Below are 19,912 nucleotides of genomic sequence, written 5' to 3'. Positions count from 1 at the left end.
GTCAGTAGCGGTTCAGGATCAGGTTGGTCTTGAGGATGTCGGTGTGCAGCAACCAGCCCGGCGCGTCGCTCGTGCTGATGGCCTGGCCGCGCAGGGAGGACGCGGTGCTGTAGTCGTCGGTCTTGAACGACAGCTCCACGACGTTCTCGGTGCCGGTGCCGGACGCATTCTTGATCGGCAGCACCTCGACCTCGGTCTCGACGCCCTTCCAGGTGCCCTTCCAGACGGTCGAGGTGACCGGGCCGTGCGCACGTGACGCCGACAGGGTGTCGCCGCCCCAACCGCCCGAGCCCCAGTCGTCGAGTTTGCCGGGGATCTCAGCGACCAACCAGCCGCGGCCCGTCGCCTCGCTCGGCATGCTGGTGCCGGAGTAGCCGCTGTCGGAGTGGCCCTTCTCGTTGCTGAAGCTCAGCGTCTGCTTGCTGTAGCCCCAGTCCACCTCGGCGTCGTAGTTGGTGTCGGAGGAGTCGAAGCCCTCACCGTTCGCCTGCGTCAGGGCGGCGTCGATGTTGCCGCCCGAGACGGCGTACCGCTTCTTGAAGGTCTCCTCGAAGTCCTTGCCGTCCTTGTGCCGCAGCCGCACGCTCCAGCCCTGCTGGTCCAGCGCCAGACCCGAGGTGTCGAAGTACTCGTACGACCGCTTCGTCCTGGTGCTGCTCAGTCCGAAAGCCGACCGCACGGCCGCCGACGGCGCCCCGGAAGTGAGGGCGCTCGTACCCAGGTTGAGCTTCACCTCGTACGACGGGGTCGCGTTGGCATCGGCGTGCGCCGGAGCCTGGGCTGCCGAGGCGAGAGCCGTGGCCGTGAGGGCGACGGTGAGCAGGACGGGGCGGCGTCGGGTCAGGAGAGTCATGTGCTGACCGTGGCGACACCGGGTGACGTCACCGTGGCGCACGCCTGTCGGCTTCGTGGCCGTCAGCCGACGAACGACTCCGGGTGAGCCACGACGAGGGCGGTGGCGACCGCGGCCACGCCCTCACCACGACCGGTCAGCCCGAGGCCGTCGGCGGTCGTGGCCGACAACGAGACGGGTACGCCGCCCAGCGCGTCACCGAGGACGAGCTGCGCCTCATCGCGTCGCAGGCCGAGCTTCGGCCGGTTGCCGATGACCTGAACCGCAACGTTGCCGATACGAAACCCGTTGTCCTGCAGGATCTTTCGGGCTTCGGCCAGCATGTCGACGCCACGTGCGCCAGCCATCTCGGGTCGACCTGTGCCGAAGTGCTGACCGAGGTCGCCGAGGCCGGCGGCAGAAAAGAGCGCATCGCAGATCGCGTGCGCCACGACGTCACCGTCGGAGTGACCCTCGATGCCGCGCTCGCCCGGCCACACCAGCCCGGCGAGGTGGAGAGCGCGGTCGTCATCGGCGTAGCCGTGGATGTCGACCCCGATCCCGGTACGCGGCAGGTCAGTCACGCCCCGATCGTCCCACGTGACGCAGCGCGGCGAGCACGGTCGCCGCGAGCTCCTCGGGCGTGGCCGACGCGGTGTCGAGGCGCAGGTCCGGCTGCCACTCGGCGTAGTCGCGGTCCTGCACCTGCTGCCAGGTTGGATCGATGTGCTCGGGGATGTCGGGTACGCGCTCGGTCACCCGGCGCTCGTGCACGGCGGTGTCGGAGCAGATGAGCTCGATCTCGAAGACCCGCGCATCGTGCTCGTCGGCCACCCCTCGCCAAGCCTCGCGCGTGACCGGGAGCGGGTTGACGGTGTCGGCGATCACGGACTGCCCGAGGTCGAGCTGATCGCCGGCCATCGCATAGGCCACGCCGTAACCCGCCGCCGCCGGCACGTCGGTCGCTCCGACGCGGCGCAGACCCGTCTCGACGGTATCGACCCGAAGGTGCGTGAGGGGCGTACGCCTGGCGAGCGCCCGCGCGAGCGTCGTCTTGCCGACGCCCGGCAGGCCGCCGAGCACGATCAGGACCGGGCCGCCGGAAGCCGGGGCAGCCAGTCGCTCGGCTGCGTCGAGGTCGGCAGGATGGGTGATCTTGAGGGCGAGATGGTCACCGTCGATCACGTGCACGCGCCCGCCGAGCCGCTCCACGAGCGCCGCGTCGTCCGTCGCCTGGTGCCCGTCCGCGTGCGCACGAGCCAGCGCTGAGCGGCTGAACCCCTGCGGCGTCTGCACCGCCCGCAACGTCGCGCGATCGGGCGTCGCCACCACCTGACCCGCCTCGTCGACCTGCTTGACGGTGTCGACGACCGGCAGACCCGGCACCACCGCGTCCGAGCCGGCCGCCACGGCTGCGCTCACGGCATCGAACAGCGCCGTCGGCGCCAGCGCCCGCGCGGCATCGTGCACCAGGACGACCTCGACCTCGGGCACCAGAGCGGCCAGGCCGGCAGCGACCGAGTCGGTGCGCTCGGCGCCACCCTCGACCAGCGTCACGCCCTCGGGCAGCAGCGCCGCGAACTCGGCACGGTGCGAGGCGGGGACGACCACGACGATCTGGCGTACGCCCGCTGCCGCGGCAGCCCGGCGTACGGCATGGACGACCAACGGCTCGCCCGCGATCTCCACCAGCGCCTTGGGCCGGTCGGCTCCCAGCCGGGTCCCGAGACCACCGGCCACCACGACGACACCGACCACGCTCACCGCCACCTCCTGTTGTGCTGCGGACACGAAGACGCCCGCGACCATAGTCGCGGGCGTTTCCGGTGTTCTGGGTACTGCGAGGTCAGGAAGCGAGGACCTCATCGAGGGTGGCCTCGGCCTTGTCCTCGTTGGTGTGCTCAGCGAGCGCGAGCTCGGAGACGAGGATCTGACGGGCCTTGGCCAGCATGCGCTTCTCGCCGGCGGACAGGCCGCGGTCCTGATCGCGACGCCACAGGTCGCGGACAACTTCGGCAACCTTGATCACGTCGCCGGAGGCGAGCTTCTCGAGGTTGGCCTTGTAACGGCGGGACCAGTTGGTCGGCTCCTCCGTGTGGTCGGCACGCAGTACCTGGAAGACCTTGTCCAGGCCCTCCTTGCCGACGACGTCACGCACGCCCACGAGATCACAGTTCTCGGCTGGGACCTCGATGGTGAGATCGCCCTGGGCGACCTTCAGCTTGAGGTAGGACTTGTCCTCTCCCTTGATCTTGCGAACGTTGATCTCTTCAATGAGGGCCGCCCCGTGGTGCGGGTACACGACCGTCTCGCCGACCTTGAAAGCCATATGGTAATTGCCCCTTTCGCGACCCCCAGAATACCACGGATTCACAGGGGTCTTGAATCGTTTGTGCAGGTCAGAGGCCTAATGGCCCGGTCCACAGCCACCAGTCACAACCTTGACAGAAGCCACTTCTCGTGTTCCGCGCGCGGTGACACACGGCACATCCGTCACGCGCGTGCCAGGCTGCGGCCGACGTACTACACGCCCCGTAGGCCCGCTAGGCTGACGCGCGTGATGCGTCCAGCCACCAGTCCCCGTCGTGCGCGGGCCCTCGCCAGCGCCGGAGCGCTCGGCGCCGCCGTCCTGCTCAGCAGCTGCATGTCCCTGTCGCAGCAGACCACCGAGCTCAAGTACGACGCCGCCGACGGCGTCTCCGCGACCGTCGGCGACCTTCAGGTCTCCGACCTCCTCGTCGTGACCTCGGGCAAGGGGACGGTCGGTTCCCTCCACGGCATGGTCACCAACAACGGCGAGGCTCCCGCCCAGCTGAGCATCCAGCCGCAGGGTGGCAAGGCCGGCACGATCTCCGTGCCCGGGCTGAGCGCCGTCCGCCTCGATGGCCAGCCGTCCGGCAACTCCACGGCCCCCTCCGCGCCGCTCAAGATCGCGTCGGTGACGACAGCGCCCGGTGCGATGCTCACCATCAGCTTCAAGACCCCTGCAGGCACGACGGCCGTCCAGACGCCGGTCCTGCTCGACCAGCACCCCTACGGCACGGCCACCGTTACGCACGCGCCCGACGAGCAGCCGACCGAGCAGGGCGACGTCGCCGAAGCCGGCGGCCACTGACACCCGTCGTACGACCTCGGCCGGGTCACGTTCCTGGCCGACAGTGCAAGCCGCGTCGCTACCGCAATCCGGGTAGCGACGCGGCTTGCACTGTCGGTCCAGCGCCTACGGGGTCTCGAACTTGTAGCCCAGTCCGCGCACCGTGACGATGAACTTCGGATTGCCCGGGTCGGGCTCGATCTTGGCGCGCAGCCGCTTCACGTGGACGTCCAGCGTCTTGGTGTCGCCGACGTAGTCGCTGCCCCAGACGCGGTCGATCAGCTGCATCCGGGTGAGCACCCGGCCGGCGTTGCGCAGCAGCATCTCGAGCAGCTCGAACTCCTTCAGCGGGAGCTGGACGGTGCCGCCGTTGACCGCGACCGTGTGCCGCTCGACATCCATCCGGACCGGCCCGCTCTCCAGCGTGGCCGGCAGCAGTTCCTCGGCCTCCTGACCGCGTCGCAGCACGGCCTTGATGCGGGCGAGCAGCTCACGGCTGGAGTAGGGCTTGGTGACGTAGTCGTCGGCGCCCAGCTCGAGCCCGACCACCTTGTCGACCTCGGTGTCCTTCGCCGTCAGCATGATGACCGGCACGTTGGAGCGCTGCCGCAGGTTGCGGCACACGTCGACCCCGGACATGCCCGGAAGCATGAGGTCGAGCAGGACGAGGTCGGCTCCGCCACGGTCGTACTCGACCAGCGCGTCCGGGCCGGTCTCGGCGACGGAGACGTCGTATCCCTCCTTGCGCAGCAGGTAGGACAGCGGGTCTGAGAAGGACTCTTCGTCCTCGACGACCAGGATGCGGGTCATGCGTGGGTCCTTCCTCGGGGGGACACAGGCGGGTCAGACTCAGTGGGCGGCTGCGCCGGTGCGGTGCGCGCAGAGCCCGGTACGACGGTCGCGACCCTCGTCGCGCCGGCGGACGTCGTGGGGAGGGCAGCTGGGTCGAACGGGTTGGGCGGATCAGCCTCGTCGTCCTTCGGCTCCAGCCCAGTCTGGCTCGCGTCAGCAGCCGGGAGCCGGATGGTGAAGGTCGAGCCCTGGCCCTCCTCGCTCCAGACGGTGACCTCGCCACCGTGATTGACGCTCACGTGCTTGACGATGGCCAGCCCGAGACCGGTGCCGCCGGTCTCTCGAGAGCGAGCCGGGTCGACGCGGTAGAACCGCTCGAAGATCCGGTCCTGGTCCTCGGCCGGGATACCCGGGCCCTGATCGGTGACGGACACCTCGACGATGTCGTCCAGGCGGCGGACCGTCGTGGCCACCCGCGTGCCCGAGTCGGAGTAGTTGACGGCGTTGGCCACCAGGTTGCGGATGGCCGTGGTCAGCAGCTCGGCATCGCCGTAGACGACGGGTGGACCGTCGCCGTTGGTGGCGCTGACCAGCTCGATCTCGCGGTCCTCGGCGACCACTCGAAGGTGGTCGATCGCGTCCGATGCAGCCCGGGACACGTCGACCAGGATCGGCTCGTGCAGGGTGTCGGCGACCTGCAGCCGGGACAGCTCGACGATCTCGCGTACGAGGTTGGCCAGCCGCCGCGTCTCGACCTGCATCCGCATCGCGAACCGCGCGACGGCCTCGGGGTCGTCCTTCGCGTCCTCGACGGCCTCGGCGAGCAGCGACAGACCCCCGACCGGCGTCTTGAGCTCGTGGCTGACGTTGACGACGAAGTCGCGGCGGGTCTCCTCGACCCGGCGGGAGTGGGTGCGGTCCTCCACGAGCACCAGCACCACGTCACCGTGCATGGCCGCGACCCGAACCCCGAGCGTCAGCCGCCCCTGGCCGAGCGGGCCGCGCGGCAGCTCCATCTCGACCTCACGGATGACCCGGTCACGGCGAACCTGCCGGACCAGGAACCGCAGCTCCTCGTGCATCAGCTCCGAGCCCCGGACCAGGCCGAGCGCCTGAGCCGCTGGGGTGGAGCGGATGACGCAGTCCGAGCTGTCCAGCACCATCGTCACCGAACGCAGCGCGTGCAGGACGTCCTGGGCGCCAGGGCGCAGGCTGTTGCCGCCCTGTGCCGCCGAACGAGCAGTCGTGGCCGGCACGGACGGGCGCGCACGGCGTACGACGAACCAGGCGCCGAGGGCGCCGACGGCAACGCCGACGAGCAGCCACAGCAGCGTCATACCGAGGTCAGACACGCCGACCAATGTACGGGCGCCTTACCGGTGCCCTGACCACTGAGCCGTCCGGTGGCGCCGGAGACGCTGACTGTTCATCTAGGGTCCGATAACCGTTCATGCCATGCTGAGATCGTCTGCCCCGAGCGCGCCGTTCGGGGCGCCACTGCTGGCTGCGGCACGTCGCTGGCCCCACACCGAAGGATGATGGACCACTATGCGCGATGCGTTCCACGAGGACCTCGATCGCATCTCGGACGAGCTCGTCGAGATGACCACCATGGTCGGCAAGGCCATCCAGCGCGCCACAGCGGCCCTGCTGAACGCCGATCTCGGCATCGCCGAGAGCGTCATCGCCGCCGACGACGACATCGACGAGCTGCGCCGCACCGTCGACGACCGCTGTGTGGACCTGCTCGCCCGCCAGCAGCCCGTCGCCACCGACCTGCGGATGGTCGTCACGGCGATGCACATGGCCTCCGACATCGAGCGCATGGGCGACCTGGCCCGGCACGTTGCCAAGATCGCGCGCCGTCGCTACCCCGAGGGTGCGGTGCCGGAGGACGTCGCCTCGATCATCTCCGAGATGGAGAAGGTCGCCGAGGGGCTGGTCAAGAAGACCGGCGATGCGATCGCGGGCAAGGACGTCCACGCAGCCGTCGAGATCGCCAAGGACGACGACGCCCTCGATGAGCTGCACCGCACGATCTTCAACACCCTGCTCGACGGCAAGTGGGATCACGGCACTGAGGCGGCCGTCAACCTGACGCTGATCAGCCGCTACTACGAGCGTTTCGGCGACCACGCCGTCTCCGTGGCGGACCGCATCGTCTACCTCGTGACCGGCAGCTACGGCACCGAGGACGAGGGGCTCATCCACCAGGCCTGACCACGGGGGTCCACGAACGCCCGCCCGGATCTGATCCGGGCGGGCGTTCGGCTGTCTGGGCTCAGGCGTCGGGTCAGCGGCCCTGGTTGGCCACGGCCTCGGCAGCGGCCTTGGCGGCATCGGGGTCGAGGTACTCCCCGCCCTTGACGGTCGGCTTCAGCGACTCATCGAGGCGGTAGACCAGCGGCATGCCGGTCGGGATGTTGAGGCCGACGATGTCGTCGTCGGAGATGCCGTCCAGGTGCTTGACCAGGGCGCGCAGCGAGTTGCCGTGCGCCGCGACAAGGACGGTCTTGCTGTCCTTCAGGTCGGGCACGATCGCCGACTCCCAGTAGGGCAGGAACCGCTCGATGACGTCCTTGAGGCACTCAGTGAGCGGCGCCTCGTCGCCGAGCTCGGCGTACCGGACGTCCGCGTCCTGGCTCCACTCGGAGCCCTTCTCGATGGGCGGCGGCGGGGTGTCGTACGACCGTCGCCAGGTCATGAACTGCTCCTCGCCGAACTCCTCGAGGGTCTCTTTCTTGTTCTTGCCCTGGAGGGCGCCGTAGTGCCGCTCATTGAGGCGCCAGTCGCGCTTGACCGGGATCCAGTGCCGGTCGGCCTTGTCGAGGGCGATGTTGGCCGTGGAGATCGCGCGACGCAGCAGGGAGGTGTGGACAACGTCGGGGGTCAGGCCGGCCTCGCGGATCAGGTCGCCGCCGTGCACGGCCTCGGCGCGGCCCTTCTCGGTGAGGTCGACGTCCACCCAGCCGGTGAACAGGTTCTTGGCGTTCCACTCCGACTCGCCGTGGCGCAGCAGGACAAGCGTGTAGGTCATGCCCGAAGTCTAGAGATGCCGCTCCCTCAGGAGTCGTCGTGCTCCAACAGGTGGCGGAAGGCTTCGAGGTTGCGGGTGGACTCGCCACGCGAGATCCGCCAGTCCCACTCCTTCTGCATCGACGTGCGGAAGCCGAGGACCAGCAGCTCGTTGAACGCGTTGTCACTCGCCTCCAGGAGCACGCCCATCAGCTGGTCGAGGTAGGCCGGCGTGACGGCTTCCAGCGGCAGCTGCCCCACGACATAGACGTCGCCGCTCTTGTCGATCGCATAGCCGAGCCCGGGCAGGCGCAGGTTGCGACGCAACAGGTAGCGGTAGAACGCCTCGTGGTTCTCATCCGCGTTGCGCACCACGAACGCCGACACCGACAGCCCCTGGTCGCCGATGATCAGCGACGCGACCGTCTTGAGCTTGCGCTCGCCGGGGAGTGTGACGACGTACTCGCCGTCGGACGCACCGGGCTCCCACTCGATCTCGGCATCCTTCAAGAACGCCTCGATGATGGCCGGAACATCGCTCACGGGATCACCGCCGCGGGCACGCCGGTCAGGTGCTGCGACTTGGGGCTTGCACTCGAATCCGCATGGCACGCAGCGCGATACAGCTCCAGGAGCTGATCAGTGGTGTGCTGCCAGCCGTACGCCGCCGCGTGTGTGAGCGCGGCCGCAGACATGGCACGGCGGCGCGCCGGGTCGTCGAGCAGCTCGGCGATCGCGGCGCCCCACTCCTTGGGGTCGTGGGTGTCGAGCAGCACTCCCCCGTCGCCCACCGCGGTCGGCAGGCCACCGACCGCCGCGGCCACCACGGGAGTGCCACAGGCCTGCGCCTCGATGGCGACGAGCCCGAACGACTCGTTGTACGAGGGCACGGCGAGCAGGTCGGCGGCGCGGTACCACTGGGCGAGGGCATCGCGCGAGACCGGCGGCACCAGGCGTACGACATCGCCCAGCCCCAGCTCGTCGACGAGGTCCGCGAGCGCCTCGGGATGGTCGAGGCCGGAGCCGCTCGGTCCGCCAAGCACGGCCACAACCAGCCGGTCGCGGCGCCCCGGGTCCTGCTCGAGCAGGTGCGCGGCGGCGCGGACGAGCACGTCGGGCGCCTTGAGCGGCTGGATCCGGCCGACGAACAGCAGCACCTCGGCGTCGGCGGGCAGGTCGAGGGCGGCGCGCGCCTCGGCCTGCTCGCCCGGAGTGAAGGTCTCCAGGTCGACGCCGGGTGAGATGACGCGCACCTTGTCGGGCGCCGCGTCGTAGAGGTCGATCAGCTCATCGGCCTCGCGGTCGGTGTTGGCGACCAGCCAGGTGGCGGCGCGGACGACCTGCTCCTCGCCGATCTCACGCCCGGGCGGCTCGGGCCGGTCACCCTCGGCCAGCAGCGCGTTCTTGACGCGGGCCATCGTGTGCATCGAGTGCACGAGCGGCACCTGCCAGCGGTCGGCGGCGAGCCAGGCGACCTGCCCGGAGAGCCAGTAGTGGGAGTGCACGAGGTCGTAGTAGCCCTCGGGCTGCGCGGCACCGATCCGCTGGACGCCGACGGTGAACGCGCACAGCTGCCCTGGCAGGTCGTCCTTGCCAAGACCCTCGAACGGGCCGGCATCGATGTGGCGGACCAGGACCCCGGGCATCAGCTCGACGGACTCCGGCTGCGCCGCGGTCGTACGACGGGTGAAGACCTCGACCTCCACACCGGCCCGGGCCAAGTGCTTGGCCGTCTCGACGACGTAGACGTTGAGCCCTCCAGCGTCACCCGTGCCCGGCCGCTCCAGCGGCGACGTGTGCACGCTGATCATCGCGACCCGGCGTGGGCATGGTTGAACGCTCATCTCTGCGAGTGTCCCACGCAGCGCCGGGAGCGCCTCGTTTACGGTGGCGCCCGTGAGCAGCCAGCGGCCGGTGGGCGCCATCACCCGCGGCACCACCAACCCCAACAGGTTGCGCCGCTGTGACCGCTGGATGGCCGGCCCCCAAGCCTGGCGGCTCCGCCGGTCGCCGACTCCACCCGTCGTCGTCGATCTGGGGTACGGCGCGTCCCCCACCACCGCCGTCGAGCTGTACGACCGCCTGCGTCCGGTGCGCGCCGACCTCGAGGTGGTCGGCATCGAGATCGACCCGGCGCGAGTCGGGGCCGCCAAAGCGCTTGAGCACCAGGGCCTTTCGTTCCGCCTCGGCGGCTTCGAGGTGCCGCTCGACGGACGTGACGCCAACATCATCCGGGCGTTCAACGTGCTCCGGCAGTACGACGAGGGCGAGGTTCCGGACGCCTGGGCGCGGCTGCAAAGCCGGCTCGCTCCGGACGGCCTGCTCGTCGACGGCACCTGCGACGAGGTCGGGCGGCTGGCGACGTGGGTCGCGGTCGACCGCACCGGTCCGATCTCGCTGACCTTGTCGTTGCGGCTGGCCGCACTCGATGACCCCGCCGCGGTAGCCGAGCGGCTACCCAAGGCGCTGATCCACCGCAACGTCCCGGGCGAGCGGGTGCACGCCTACCTGGAGGCGCTGCGTACTGCGTGGGCCAGGTCGAGTCCGCACGCGTCGTACGGCGCCCGCCAGCGTTTTCGGGCCACGGCGACAGCCCTCCGGGACGAGGGCTGGCCCCTGCTGGACGGACCCAGCCGGTGGCGGCTGGGCGAGGTCACCGTCGCCTGGGACGCCGTCTCCACCCTCTGACCCTCCCGGCAAAAGTTGCTCATCAGCACACGCATGCATGTGCTCGGGGGCAACTTTTGCCGAGAGGGTCAGTCGAGCCCGGGTGACGCGAGGTAGACGGTCGCGTCGCCGGCGACCTGGACCTGGTCACCCGGTGCAAGAAAGCACGACTCGCCGCTGGCCAGCTCGAGCTCGCCCGCACCGGTCAACCGCGCAGATCCGTTGAGTGCCAACAAAATTCGAGGCTGGCCGTCGCCGGGCACGGCGAGTCCAGCGGTCCCTAGAGTCGCGAGCCGAAGCCGGAAGTACGACGCGTCGGCCGGGAACGTCGTCCACCCGTCCTCGACCGTGCCGGTCTCGGGCACCATCGGCCGGTCGACGTCGACGATGCGCAGCAGCTCGGGTACGTCGATCTGCTTGGGTGTCAGGCCTGCTCGGACGACGTTGTCGGAGTTGGCCAGGATCTCGACGGCCACGCCGTGGACATAGGCGTGCAGCACGCCCGCCGGCACGAAGACGTACTTGCCGGGGTCGACCACCTGGAAGGCCATGGTCAGCAGCACGACGACGCCGATATCGCCCGGGAACTGCCCGGCGATCCGGACGACCGCCGCGAGGGTCGCAGCGTCCGGGTCCGACGACCCGAGCCGCTGCGCCGCGGCGACGACTTCGTCTGCCAGCCCGGAGTGCTCGTCGGCAGGCACGTCCAGGATCCGTCGCAGGAGGTCGTACGCCGGTGTCTCCGCGGCGGCTGCCTCGCCCACCAGCTCACTCAGACGAGCGACATCCAAACGCGTTGCGAGAGAGGCGATCTCGTCGAACGGCCGCGTCCCGGCGAACACCTCGAACGGCGTCACGGCGACGAACGCCTCCGGCTTGGGCCAGTCGTCGATGTAGGTGCCGGCAGGCGCTTCGCGAGCCTCGGTCGCGTTGGGGTGAGCCTGGATCGACAGCGCCTTGACGGGCGCGAGCACCTTGAGCAGGAACGGCAGCCGACCGCCGAACTGGTCGGCGACGTCGGGACCGATGACTGCGGCCGGGTCGGCAGCGACGACCTGGTCGAGCGTCGTCGCCACGCCGTCGCGCTCGAGCCCGGATGGCGCGCCCTCGTGCGCGCCCATCCAGAGCTCGGCCTCCGGCTCGGCGGTCGGGTGCGGACGACCGGTGAGTCGCGCGAGCTCGTCGTGGGAGCCCCAGGCGTAGTTGCGGATGACCGGAGTCAGCTGATCCATCGTGGTGTCCTCAGGGGCGCAGCAACGTCTTGATGGCGCGCCGCTCGTCCATGGCGCGGTAGCCCTCGGCCACATCGGCGAGCGGCAGGTCGAGGTCGAACACGGCACCAGGATTGATGGCTCCAGACAGCACGTCGTCACGCAGCGCGGGAAGGTACTGCCGAGCCGGGGCGAGCCCGCCGGCCACACCCACGTTGCGGTTGAACATCTGGCGCACCGGCAGCTCGACGCCGTGCGGAGCACCGACGTAGCCGACCGTCGCACCCGGCCGCGCGACCGCGAGGGCCGTCTGCATCGCCTGACCCGTACCGACACACTCCAGCACCGCATCAGCACCAACGCCGGCTGTCAGCTCAAGGACGTCGTGCTCACCTTCCTCGCCCCGGGTGGCCACCACATCCGTCGCCCCGAACGAACGGGCGACCTGCTGGCGTGACTCGTGACGAGACATTGCGATGACCCGCTCGGCGCCCAGGCGCGTCGCCGCGAGGACGCCGCACAGCCCGACCGCTCCATCACCGACGACGACCACCGTGTCGCCCTCCAACACCCCGGACACGACGGCGGCGTGCCAGCCCGTGCCCATCACATCGGAGAGCGCGAGCAGCGACGGAACGTGCTCCTCATCCGGCTGATCGCGCAAGGAGACGAGCGTGCCGTCAGCCTGCGGAACGCGTACGAGCTCGCCCTGGCCGCCGTCCAGCGGACGGCCGTCGCGGTCCTCGTCACCCCAGAATCCGCCTGCGACACAAGCAGATTGGATGCCTGCCTCGCAGTTGGGGCAGGTGTTGTCGGAGTACATGAACGGCGCGATGACGAAGTCGCCGGCCTTGAGGCTGCGTACGCCTGCACCGGCCTCCTCGACCACACCCACGAACTCGTGCCCGATGCGGCGGGGCTCGTGGACGGGGTTCTCGCCACGGTAGGGCCACAGGTCCGAGCCGCACACGCAGGCCGCGACCACGCGTACGACGGCGTCGGTGTCCTGCACGAGCGTGGGGTCCGGAACGTCCTCGAGACGGATGTCGCCCGGACCGTGGATGAGTGTGGCCTTCATGCGAAGAAGTCTCCGATCAGCTGTCGTACGTGTGCGCGGTGCCTCCACAGGATCCCTCCCGGCGGCAGCACCTCCAACGTCGCCTCCGGCAGGAGGTCCGCTGCCTGCTCCGCGACCCACACGGGGTGCGCCGGATCATCCTCTTGCGCGAGGACCAGGACCGGCACGTGTACGCCGGTGAGGGCTTCGCGGGACGTCATCGCCACCTCGTGCGGGATGGTCCGCAGGGCCCGGCTCACGTCGGTGCGGACGATGGTTTCGGCCTGCGACCGGCACCATGCTCGCACCGCGGCCCTGTTGCGCTCCGTCTCGGGCTGCTCCTCCAGGAGGAGATCGGTCACCCCGTCGACGTCGCGTGCGTCGGCCAGCTCGCCCATGCGCAGCAGCCGGTCGAGGGCCGCGTCCTGACGAGGCGTGTCGAGCACGGCCGGGATGACGAGGACGACGCGTTCGAACCGGTCCGGCTCCTTGGCCAGCCAGTGGCACAGGGCGCCGGCACCCATGCTCACGCCGAGGGCTCGAGTAGCCCCGACATGATCGGCGACCGCGCGCAGCTCAGTGGCGAGGGCGGCGTACGTCCAGGGTGTCTCGGGTGAGGAGGAGGCGCCGTGGCCCCGGAAGTGGAAGAAGGCTCGGGTGCCGGAGACGGCACTGCCGAATGGTCGCGTGGTGTCGATCGATCCGGCGAGTCCGTGCGCGAAAACTGTGGTGGGAGAACCGGATCCGGTCAGAAGGTATTCGAGGCCGCCCTCTCGGGTCGGCAGGATCGAGGTCAGCGTGTGTGGGGCGACACTCACCACGGGCCGTAGGGGCCCTCATTGCGGCCACCGCGGCCGATGACGCGTTGGAGGGCGGGACGGACATCGGCGAGATAGACCGCCGCACCGACCACAGCAATGATCTCGAAGATCTGCAGCGGGTTTGTGATGCTCAGAAGGCCGAGCGCGGCGCAGACACCGGTGATGGCGCACCACCAGGTCTTGGTGAGCTTGCTCGCTGCACGGTAGGCATCCTCCCGATGGCGCAGGGCATCGACGAACGCGTAGACCTGCATCGCGAAGAGCGCGATGCCGAGCACCAACGCCACGAGGTTCTGTACCTGCCACAAACCATCGACCATGACGCAAGAGTACGTGCCGGGCCGGGTTCGGACCTCAACCACGCTGGCGGACACTCGTCGGTGTCGGCCTCGCACCGTGTGGGTGGCATCGGCGACACTGGTGACGTCCGGTTCATCACAGGGAGGCAGTGCACGTGGGTGGCGATCGGCCCTACACCGAGGCAGAGCTGGCTCAGCGTGAGCGCGACCAGCAGGACCCGGAGTTCCTGACCTGGCTCGCAGCGATGGATGACGAGCTGGCCCTGTTCTTCGAGCGCGATGTGCCCGACATGCCCGCCGATCCGTGGTCGGAGGAGGGTCTGCGGCATGCCGAGCAGGCGGCGCTGCGCTACTTCTGGGACCGCGAGCCGGGTGACCTGTCGTGGCGGCGGGAGCGGGAGAAGCGGTTCCGGCGCTATCTCGGCGAGGTGTTCGTCCGCAACTTCGAGGGCACCTGGATGTGGATCGATGTGAACCGCAACGGCACCAAGGCGCCCGTTGTGAGCGAGCCGGCCAATCCGGAGTATCTCCAGGTCGAAGGACAGGTCGACGGCGCGCTGGGCGATCGCACCGGCGGTGCCTGGGTCCAGCTTTTCGGCTATGCGCGCAGGGCCTACAACGACTGGGTCGCTGCCGGTCGACTGTCGCCAGATGAGTGGTTCGACTACCAGGTCGAGCACGGCCTGTAAGGCCTGTGATGTCGAGGTCGGACTGGTCTGATCAGCAGTGGGAGCAGCACCACCGCGAGGTCTATGCACCGGACAGGGTCGCGAAGGGCGAGCAGCCCAGGAACCTGGCCGACTACCGGGCCACGGCCGAGCGCATGGAGGCGATCGGCAAGGTCGGTGCCGCTTGGGAGGCGGAGATCGGCCGCACTCTGGGCTTGCAGCCGGTGCGCGGCTGGCGCACTCGCACGTACTACGACACCGGTCGAGGCGCCCGCTTCCACGACCACGCGGTCGACTTCGAAATACGTGTGGCGATCGAGGCCAAAGCAGGCCGGGCCGCAGACCACACTGCACAACAACAGCTGCAGAAGGACGCGCGGTTACTGGAGCGGCGCGGCGTCGCGATCTGGTTGGTGGAAGATCTGGCGAAGCTGCCACCACCGGCGCTGGAGCGCGCCCGGGAGCTGGAACGGACGTACCCCGAGACGTTCATGCTCCGCGAGGTGACCGACCTCAGCCGTGAGCGGGCCTTCGACGAGGTGGGCCTGCTGCTGCGCGGCCAGGAGCTCAAGCACTTCGAGGTGCGCGCGATGCAGCTCGCCGACGACCTCGCCATCGCCCGGGAGGAACTCGAGCAGCGGACCGAGCACACACCCGCGGCCGACCTGGCAGCCCAGCGGGTGCGCGACATGACCGCAGAGCTCGAACGCGTCACCCTCGAACGCGACCAGATCACGCTGGATCTCGACGCGACCCGGGCACGGGTCACCGAGCGCGAGCGGCGTCTCGACAGGGCCGTCGCCCAGGCCGAGCAACGCTATGAGGCCCGCGGCAGCGAGCTGGCCGAAGCGGTCGAAGGGATCGCCGAAACCCGTGACGTCGTCAGGGACACCATCCGCCGGGTCACCGGTCGCACCGGGCAGGTGTCTCGGCAGATCGAGGACGACATCGCGCGCGACCGGAGCGTGAGGGCACCGGTCATTGAGCTGGCCACTCACCACGACCGGCTGGGCACCCTCCGCCGCGACCTGGACCGCCTCGACCTCGCCAACCAGGGCCTTCAGGACGAGCTCACGGGGCGACATGGCCCGCCCGATCGAGCGGAGGTCCGGGCCGACCTGGAACGACGCGACTGGCAGCGGCGGACACTCGGCACCGCAAGCCTTCCCCTCAGCGAGGCCCGCGCAAGCCGCACCGACCCGATCAGCCAGGCCCGTCAGGCCTTCGACGAGGCCGAGCGGGACCTGACCCGACCCGCTGCTCCAGCCGGCGCCAGAATCACCCGCGACCACCGGCTCGACCGTGGGTTCGGCACGGATCTAGGACCGTGGCGCAGCCCACCCGAGCACGAGATCGATGCCCGCGTGGGCGACCTTCGTTCGTCCGGACTGGACCCTGCAACGATCCGCGAGCGCGTCGTGAGCCAGTACGTCCAGCAACGATCCCCCGCGGTCCCGCCGCGGGCTCTGGCCGTGCACGGTCAGCACAGGACTCTCGCTCGCGGCCACGACCTGGAGCGCTAGACCCGCGCGACGTCAGACGTCGACGAGCACCGTGAACGGGCCGTCGTTGACCAGGGCGACCTGCATCATCGCGCCGAACCGTCCGGTCGCGACCTCGACACCAGCCGCGCGCAACGCCTCGACCACCGCATCGACGAGCGGCTCCGCGACCGGCCCTGGCGCAGCCGCTGACCACGATGGTCGGCGCCCCTTGCGGGTCTCGCCGTAGAGCGTGAACTGAGAGACGATCAGCACCGGCGCACCGGTCTCGAGCACCGACTGCTCCTCGGGCAGGATGCGCAGCTCGGCGATCTTGCGAGCCATCGCCGCCACCTGCGACGGACCGTCATCATGCGTCGCGGCGACCAGAGCCACGAGGCCCGGCCGATCGATCGCACCGACCAGCTCACCCTCGACGGTCACCGATGCGGACGTCACACGCTGGAGGACTGCGCGCATCAGATTCCTTGCGCCACAACGGTTCCCACGGTCGCGCCGTGGCCAAGAACCGGCACGTAGCCGATCTCGTCGAGCACCGACTCATCGACGCCAGTGCCACGCAAGAGGGCCGCCATCACAGGCGTACGAGCACGCTGGGCTCCGTCCACGATCTTGACCGCGAAACCTCGACCGTCGGCCAGTCCGACGCCGTAGACCGCCTCCGCGCCGTCCTTGGCGATCAACCCGTCGACCCCGCGGATCAGCTCGGTGACGTCGCGCCGGCTGCCGCCGAGGAACTCAGGGAAGGCGCGGATCGCGTCCCGTACGCGCCCCTCGCCAGTCCCGTCAGCAGCCGCGGCGAGCCGCCCGAAGGCCCGCGCCACGCCCGCCAGGCTGATCGCCATGACTGGCGCGCCGCAGCCGTCGATCCCGGTCGCGGCGACGGGCTCACCGGCCAGCTCACCGAGCGTCTCGGCCATGAGCTGCTGCAGCGGGTGATCGGGATCCCGGTAGGTCGCGAGGTCCCAACCGGCCGCCGCGCAGGTCGCCAGCATGCCCGCGTGCTTGCCAGAGCAGTTCTGCGCGATCGCCGCCTTGGGGCGAGCGGCCTGGAGCCAGGCCAGCCGCGCCTGGTCGTCGTAGGGGTAGTCGGGGGTGTTCTGCAGGTCTCCCTCGGCGAGCCCCGCCGAGGCGAGGATTCGGCGTACGCCCTCGAGATGGAAGTCCTCGCCCGAGTGACTCGCGCACACCAGGGCAAGCAGCTCGCCGTCGAGGTCGAGGCCGGCGCGCAGCATCGCGACGGCCTGCATGGGCTTGTTGGACGAGCGCGGGAACGTCGGTGCGTCGACCTCGCCGTACGCCCTCGTCACCGATCCGTCCGCGGCCACCTCGACCGCCATTCCGTGGTGCACCGACTCCACGAATCCGGATCGCTCGACGCGGGCCAGCACGGGTGCGGATGACAAGGCAGCGAGGGGTTCGGTCACGACACGAGCGTAGGACGACCAGGAATGAGTCACACGCCGGACATCGGCCAATCCCACATGTTCGCCGTCCGGCATTGCATGGTGGAAGAGCCAGCAACCTCTGGGAGGACCGAGCGTCCTTCCTCCATCACGGGAGTCGGGGGACTCGCGATGACGCCGTGACCGACAAGGGGAACGCCATGCCAGCATCCATCAGTCGTCGTGCGCTGCTCGGGAGTGGCGCTCTCGCCGGTGCAGGAGCAACTCTCCTCGCCACCGCGCCAGGGGCGGCGGCCGCGCCGAACTATCCGATGACGACCTTCCCGACCCTGTCCGCAGGAATGACCGGGATCCCCGTGCGCGCACTGCGCTACATCCTCTTCCACCGCGGTCACAACTGCGGGATCGGCGACACGTACGACGCCGGGACGGTCAGCGCGGTGCGCGCTTTCCAGACGCGTCGCGCCCTGCCGGTGACCGGGATCGCCAATGACGCCACCTTTCGGAAGCTGATCGGCGACCTCGCCCTCATCACCTACGGCAACACGAGCTACTTCGTGACGGCGTCACAGGTCCTGCTGACGCGGCAGGGCTACGTCATGGACGGCACCGGCTACTACGGCGACAAGACACGACGCAACATCTGGTCCTTCCAGATCGGCCACGGCATGGCGCACTCCGACAAGGTCTCGCTGCTCACCTGGTCGACCCTGTTCGGCGCCAGGACGTCCGGGGCGCTGTACCCGATGCTGCAGCGCGACACCGGCACCGCGCAGTGGGCCAACTGCGGCCCCGTCGTCGCGGTGGCTACCTTGCTTCACCAGGGCAAAACCCCGACGAGCTGGACGTGGGACGTGACCACGCGGCGTACGGCGATCGAGAAGTTCCGGTACGACGCCATGGAGGTTGCGCACACCACCGCGCGCGACAAGATCGGCACGGAGTACCCCGACTTCGTCACCGGGTTCGGCAAGTACGGAATCTCGTTGTGGCACGGTGGAATTGAGGACACGCTCACCGACGCGCGGGCGGGTCGGCCCTCGATCGCAGGCGGCGACGTCTTCCAGATGCCCTACCCGGTCTCCGTGAGCAAACCGACCTCGCACTGGGTCGCCGTGCTCGGCTACGACGGGACGTACTACCTGGTCGTCGACCCGATTTCAGCGCCGTCGGTCGACTACGTCCACCGGCTCACCGCGACGCACCTGCGGAAATACGCCGCGACCAACCCGGGACACCCGCCCGAGTCGGCCAAGCAGAACTCGATCCTGATTCGCGCCAGCTCGTTGCGCCAGTTCTGACGGAGGACGCAGGAGGGCCCGGTCGACGCATACGTCGACCGGGCCCTTCTTCAGGCTGCTGGGGCGCTCTTAGGAACGGCCCTTGTCGTCAGCCTTGAGACCTGACTTGAGGTTGTCCGGAATGCCGTCACCATCGAGGTCGATCTGCTCCTTGCGGATCTTGTCGGTGACCTGGCGGTTCTCCTGGACGGTGTTCTTGCGGAGGCCGACGCGCTCGACGGCGACCGCCCGCTTGCTGATGACCGGAACCTCTTCGTAGAGGACGAACTCACGCACGTCGTCGCCGAACGGGTCGCCTTCGACGACCTCTGGCGTTTCGATCGTGAAACGCTCGAGGCTGACCTCCTCGCGGGTGAGGGGCACGGTCACGGTCTGGTCCTCGGTGATGACCGACTTGCGCAGACGTACGCGGCCGGCCTCGCGACGCTCGGTCGCGACGTGCAGCTGCTCCTCGTAGCGCGTCACGACACCGTCACCGTCGAGGTCGCGCGGGTCGCGCTCCCCTGCGGTGGCCTTGTCAGCGGTCACGCCGACCTTGGTGTCGGGCGCCTTGTCGGCAGCCTTCTCCTCGACCGGCGGAGCCTTGGCCTCGGGAGCCTTCGGGGGCTCGTACGTCGTCTCGGCTGCCCGACCCGGACCGGCGTCGAAGCCGGCCTTGTTGGTGGAGTAGTCGTCGGCCGCGCGCTCAGGAGCGGGCGCGGGCGCGACAGCGTCGCGGTTGCCCAGACCTCCAGCTGCGGCGGTGCCGGCAGCCGCTGTACCCGCTGCCGCCGTGCCTGCCGCCGCCGTGCCTGCCGCTGCGGTGCCGCCGGCACCTGCGTCGGAGGTCGCGTCCGTCGTGCTAATGGCTTCGGTACGGGCCTCGGTCGAGTCGCCCTGGCCGCCTGCAGCACCGGGTCCACCGTTGCTGTTGCTGGCCGCGCCGTCGTACGAGACGCCGTAGTAGCGGTAGAGCGCCTTCTCCTGCTCGACGTCCAGGTGCTGCTCGGCATCAACGCGTGGAGCGTCCTTCACCTTGTCCTTGGTGTAGGGGACCTTGACATCCTTGCCCTCAACGGATGCGTCCTGCAACGGAATGAACGACTCCGAGGTGCCGAACAGACCTGTGTTGACGGTGACCCAGGCCGGGTTGCCCGTTCGGTCGTCGAGGTAGACCTCGCCGATCGAACCAATTTTCTCGCCGTTGCTGTCGAGCGCGTGCCCGCCGCGTACCGTCTGTACCTGATCCGTAGTGATCATTTGCCAGA

At 69.5% G+C, this 19,912-nt stretch carries 22 protein-coding genes; 6 read left to right on the top strand and 16 right to left on the bottom strand.

Annotated features, from left to right (window positions below; translation table 11 throughout):
• Position 1: 1 nt before the first annotated feature.
• The 4 genes from VV02_RS07265 to VV02_RS07250 form a co-directional block, all read right to left on the bottom strand.
• Complete coding sequence (locus tag VV02_RS07265; RefSeq protein ID WP_052596672.1) at positions 2 to 853, bottom strand: CYTH domain-containing protein; 852 nt, start codon at positions 851 to 853, stop codon at positions 2 to 4.
• Positions 854 to 915: 62 nt separating this feature from the next.
• Positions 916 to 1,416: a 2-C-methyl-D-erythritol 2,4-cyclodiphosphate synthase gene (ispF, locus tag VV02_RS07260; RefSeq protein WP_052590758.1), complete on the bottom strand. Its 501-nt coding sequence runs from the start codon at positions 1,414 to 1,416 to the stop codon at positions 916 to 918.
• Positions 1,409 to 2,623, bottom strand: coding sequence for a 2-C-methyl-D-erythritol 4-phosphate cytidylyltransferase (gene ispD, locus VV02_RS27395; RefSeq protein ID WP_342667823.1), 1,215 nt, complete (start codon positions 2,621 to 2,623; stop codon positions 1,409 to 1,411). Before ispD ends, ispF begins: the two co-directional genes overlap by 8 nt.
• A gap of 55 nt (positions 2,624 to 2,678) precedes the next feature.
• On the bottom strand, positions 2,679 to 3,161 hold the full coding sequence (locus VV02_RS07250; RefSeq protein WP_052590756.1) for a CarD family transcriptional regulator: 483 nt from the start codon (positions 3,159 to 3,161) through the stop codon (positions 2,679 to 2,681).
• Positions 3,162 to 3,389: 228 nt separating this feature from the next.
• Here VV02_RS07250 and VV02_RS07245 point away from each other — a divergent pair, with 228 nt between their 5' ends.
• Positions 3,390 to 3,947, top strand: a complete 558-nt coding sequence (locus tag VV02_RS07245; RefSeq protein WP_157063309.1) for a hypothetical protein — start codon at positions 3,390 to 3,392, stop codon at positions 3,945 to 3,947.
• Between the two features lie 105 nt (positions 3,948 to 4,052).
• On the opposite strand, the gene VV02_RS07240 is transcribed toward VV02_RS07245, so the two are convergent.
• Together VV02_RS07240 and VV02_RS07235 are read right to left on the bottom strand one after the other, a co-directional pair.
• A complete protein-coding gene (locus tag VV02_RS07240) occupies positions 4,053 to 4,736 on the bottom strand; it encodes a response regulator transcription factor (RefSeq protein ID WP_052590752.1) in 684 nt (227 codons plus the stop codon).
• Entirely contained in the window at positions 4,733 to 6,070 is a 1,338-nt protein-coding gene (locus VV02_RS07235) for a sensor histidine kinase (protein ID WP_245633012.1), read from the bottom strand. The genes VV02_RS07240 and VV02_RS07235 overlap by 4 nt, the downstream gene beginning before the upstream one ends.
• A 196-nt stretch (positions 6,071 to 6,266) precedes the next feature.
• Between VV02_RS07235 and phoU the strand changes: the two genes are divergently transcribed.
• Positions 6,267 to 6,938, top strand: a complete 672-nt coding sequence (phoU, locus tag VV02_RS07230) for a phosphate signaling complex protein PhoU (RefSeq protein WP_052590750.1) — start codon at positions 6,267 to 6,269, stop codon at positions 6,936 to 6,938.
• A gap of 73 nt (positions 6,939 to 7,011) precedes the next feature.
• Here phoU and VV02_RS07225 read toward each other — a convergent pair whose 3' ends face one another.
• Genes VV02_RS07225 through mshA form a run of 3 tightly spaced genes read right to left on the bottom strand, consistent with a single transcriptional unit; the run spans position 7,012 to position 9,577 of the window.
• Positions 7,012 to 7,755: a phosphoglyceromutase gene (locus tag VV02_RS07225; protein ID WP_052590748.1), complete on the bottom strand. Its 744-nt coding sequence runs from the start codon at positions 7,753 to 7,755 to the stop codon at positions 7,012 to 7,014.
• 26 nt (positions 7,756 to 7,781) lie between these two features.
• Positions 7,782 to 8,276, bottom strand: a complete 495-nt coding sequence (locus tag VV02_RS07220; protein ID WP_052590746.1) for a YbjN domain-containing protein — start codon at positions 8,274 to 8,276, stop codon at positions 7,782 to 7,784.
• Positions 8,273 to 9,577 (bottom strand): D-inositol-3-phosphate glycosyltransferase, encoded by a 1,305-nt coding sequence (mshA, locus tag VV02_RS07215; RefSeq protein WP_052590744.1) that lies wholly within the window; start codon positions 9,575 to 9,577, stop codon positions 8,273 to 8,275. Before mshA ends, VV02_RS07220 begins: the two co-directional genes overlap by 4 nt.
• A gap of 52 nt (positions 9,578 to 9,629) precedes the next feature.
• Here mshA and VV02_RS07210 point away from each other — a divergent pair, with 52 nt between their 5' ends.
• Positions 9,630 to 10,421: a class I SAM-dependent methyltransferase gene (locus tag VV02_RS07210; protein WP_157063308.1), complete on the top strand. Its 792-nt coding sequence runs from the start codon at positions 9,630 to 9,632 to the stop codon at positions 10,419 to 10,421.
• A gap of 68 nt (positions 10,422 to 10,489) precedes the next feature.
• On the opposite strand, the gene manA is transcribed toward VV02_RS07210, so the two are convergent.
• Genes manA through VV02_RS07190 form a run of 4 tightly spaced genes read right to left on the bottom strand, consistent with a single transcriptional unit; the run spans position 10,490 to position 13,809 of the window.
• A complete protein-coding gene (manA, locus tag VV02_RS07205) occupies positions 10,490 to 11,632 on the bottom strand; it encodes a mannose-6-phosphate isomerase, class I (RefSeq protein WP_052590741.1) in 1,143 nt (380 codons plus the stop codon).
• Positions 11,633 to 11,642: 10 nt separating this feature from the next.
• Positions 11,643 to 12,689 (bottom strand): zinc-binding dehydrogenase, encoded by a 1,047-nt coding sequence (locus tag VV02_RS07200; protein WP_052590740.1) that lies wholly within the window; start codon positions 12,687 to 12,689, stop codon positions 11,643 to 11,645.
• On the bottom strand, positions 12,686 to 13,486 hold the full coding sequence (locus VV02_RS07195; RefSeq protein ID WP_245633011.1) for an alpha/beta fold hydrolase: 801 nt from the start codon (positions 13,484 to 13,486) through the stop codon (positions 12,686 to 12,688). The genes VV02_RS07200 and VV02_RS07195 overlap by 4 nt, the downstream gene beginning before the upstream one ends.
• Positions 13,483 to 13,809 (bottom strand): DUF2516 family protein, encoded by a 327-nt coding sequence (locus tag VV02_RS07190; RefSeq protein WP_052590738.1) that lies wholly within the window; start codon positions 13,807 to 13,809, stop codon positions 13,483 to 13,485. The genes VV02_RS07195 and VV02_RS07190 overlap by 4 nt, the downstream gene beginning before the upstream one ends.
• A 134-nt stretch (positions 13,810 to 13,943) precedes the next feature.
• On the opposite strand from VV02_RS07190, the gene VV02_RS07185 reads away from it, so the two are divergent.
• The gene (locus tag VV02_RS07185; RefSeq protein ID WP_052590737.1) at positions 13,944 to 14,477 is read left to right on the top strand and encodes a hypothetical protein; all 534 of its coding nucleotides are present in this window, start codon (positions 13,944 to 13,946) and stop codon (positions 14,475 to 14,477) included.
• 8 nt (positions 14,478 to 14,485) lie between these two features.
• Positions 14,486 to 15,979, top strand: coding sequence for a coiled-coil domain-containing protein (locus VV02_RS07180; protein WP_052590735.1), 1,494 nt, complete (start codon positions 14,486 to 14,488; stop codon positions 15,977 to 15,979).
• A 12-nt stretch (positions 15,980 to 15,991) separates the two neighbouring features.
• Here the strand turns inward: VV02_RS07180 and dtd are convergent, their stop codons facing one another.
• Both dtd and VV02_RS07170 read right to left on the bottom strand, forming a co-directional pair.
• A complete protein-coding gene (gene dtd / locus VV02_RS07175; protein ID WP_052590733.1) occupies positions 15,992 to 16,417 on the bottom strand; it encodes a D-aminoacyl-tRNA deacylase in 426 nt (141 codons plus the stop codon).
• A complete protein-coding gene (locus VV02_RS07170; protein WP_052596670.1) occupies positions 16,417 to 17,385 on the bottom strand; it encodes an asparaginase in 969 nt (322 codons plus the stop codon). Before VV02_RS07170 ends, dtd begins: the two co-directional genes overlap by 1 nt.
• A 179-nt stretch (positions 17,386 to 17,564) precedes the next feature.
• Here VV02_RS07170 and VV02_RS07165 point away from each other — a divergent pair, with 179 nt between their 5' ends.
• Positions 17,565 to 18,665, top strand: coding sequence for a peptidoglycan-binding protein (locus tag VV02_RS07165; RefSeq protein ID WP_169787654.1), 1,101 nt, complete (start codon positions 17,565 to 17,567; stop codon positions 18,663 to 18,665).
• A gap of 69 nt (positions 18,666 to 18,734) precedes the next feature.
• Here VV02_RS07165 and VV02_RS07160 read toward each other — a convergent pair whose 3' ends face one another.
• On the bottom strand, positions 18,735 to 19,904 hold the full coding sequence (locus tag VV02_RS07160) for a DUF2382 domain-containing protein (protein WP_052590729.1): 1,170 nt from the start codon (positions 19,902 to 19,904) through the stop codon (positions 18,735 to 18,737).
• Positions 19,905 to 19,912: the final 8 nt, after the last annotated feature.

The sequence above is a fragment of the Luteipulveratus mongoliensis genome (genome assembly GCF_001190945.1).
GTDB lineage: Bacteria > Actinomycetota > Actinomycetes > Actinomycetales > Dermatophilaceae > Luteipulveratus > Luteipulveratus mongoliensis.
The sequence above is the reverse complement of the archived record's forward strand: the minus strand, read 5'-3'. Positions and strand labels throughout refer to the sequence as shown.

Excerpts from the sequence above, each read along its gene's own strand:
- VV02_RS07265 (WP_052596672.1), bottom strand. The coding sequence starts at position 853 with ATGACTCTCCTGACCCGACGCCGCCCCGTCCTGCTCACCGTCGCCCTC.
- VV02_RS07250 (WP_052590756.1), bottom strand. The coding sequence starts at position 3,161 with ATGGCTTTCAAGGTCGGCGAGACGGTCGTGTACCCGCACCACGGGGCG.
- VV02_RS07240 (WP_052590752.1), bottom strand. The coding sequence starts at position 4,736 with ATGACCCGCATCCTGGTCGTCGAGGACGAAGAGTCCTTCTCAGACCCG.
- phoU (WP_052590750.1), top strand. The coding sequence starts at position 6,267 with ATGCGCGATGCGTTCCACGAGGACCTCGATCGCATCTCGGACGAGCTC.
- VV02_RS07225 (WP_052590748.1), bottom strand. The coding sequence starts at position 7,755 with ATGACCTACACGCTTGTCCTGCTGCGCCACGGCGAGTCGGAGTGGAAC.
- mshA (WP_052590744.1), bottom strand. The coding sequence starts at position 9,577 with ATGAGCGTTCAACCATGCCCACGCCGGGTCGCGATGATCAGCGTGCAC.
- manA (WP_052590741.1), bottom strand. The coding sequence starts at position 11,632 with ATGGATCAGCTGACTCCGGTCATCCGCAACTACGCCTGGGGCTCCCAC.
- VV02_RS07200 (WP_052590740.1), bottom strand. The coding sequence starts at position 12,689 with ATGAAGGCCACACTCATCCACGGTCCGGGCGACATCCGTCTCGAGGAC.
- VV02_RS07190 (WP_052590738.1), bottom strand. The coding sequence starts at position 13,809 with ATGGTCGATGGTTTGTGGCAGGTACAGAACCTCGTGGCGTTGGTGCTC.
- VV02_RS07180 (WP_052590735.1), top strand. The coding sequence starts at position 14,486 with ATGTCGAGGTCGGACTGGTCTGATCAGCAGTGGGAGCAGCACCACCGC.
- dtd (WP_052590733.1), bottom strand. The coding sequence starts at position 16,417 with ATGCGCGCAGTCCTCCAGCGTGTGACGTCCGCATCGGTGACCGTCGAG.
- VV02_RS07165 (WP_169787654.1), top strand. The coding sequence starts at position 17,565 with ATGCCAGCATCCATCAGTCGTCGTGCGCTGCTCGGGAGTGGCGCTCTC.
- VV02_RS07160 (WP_052590729.1), bottom strand. The coding sequence starts at position 19,904 with ATGATCACTACGGATCAGGTACAGACGGTACGCGGCGGGCACGCGCTC.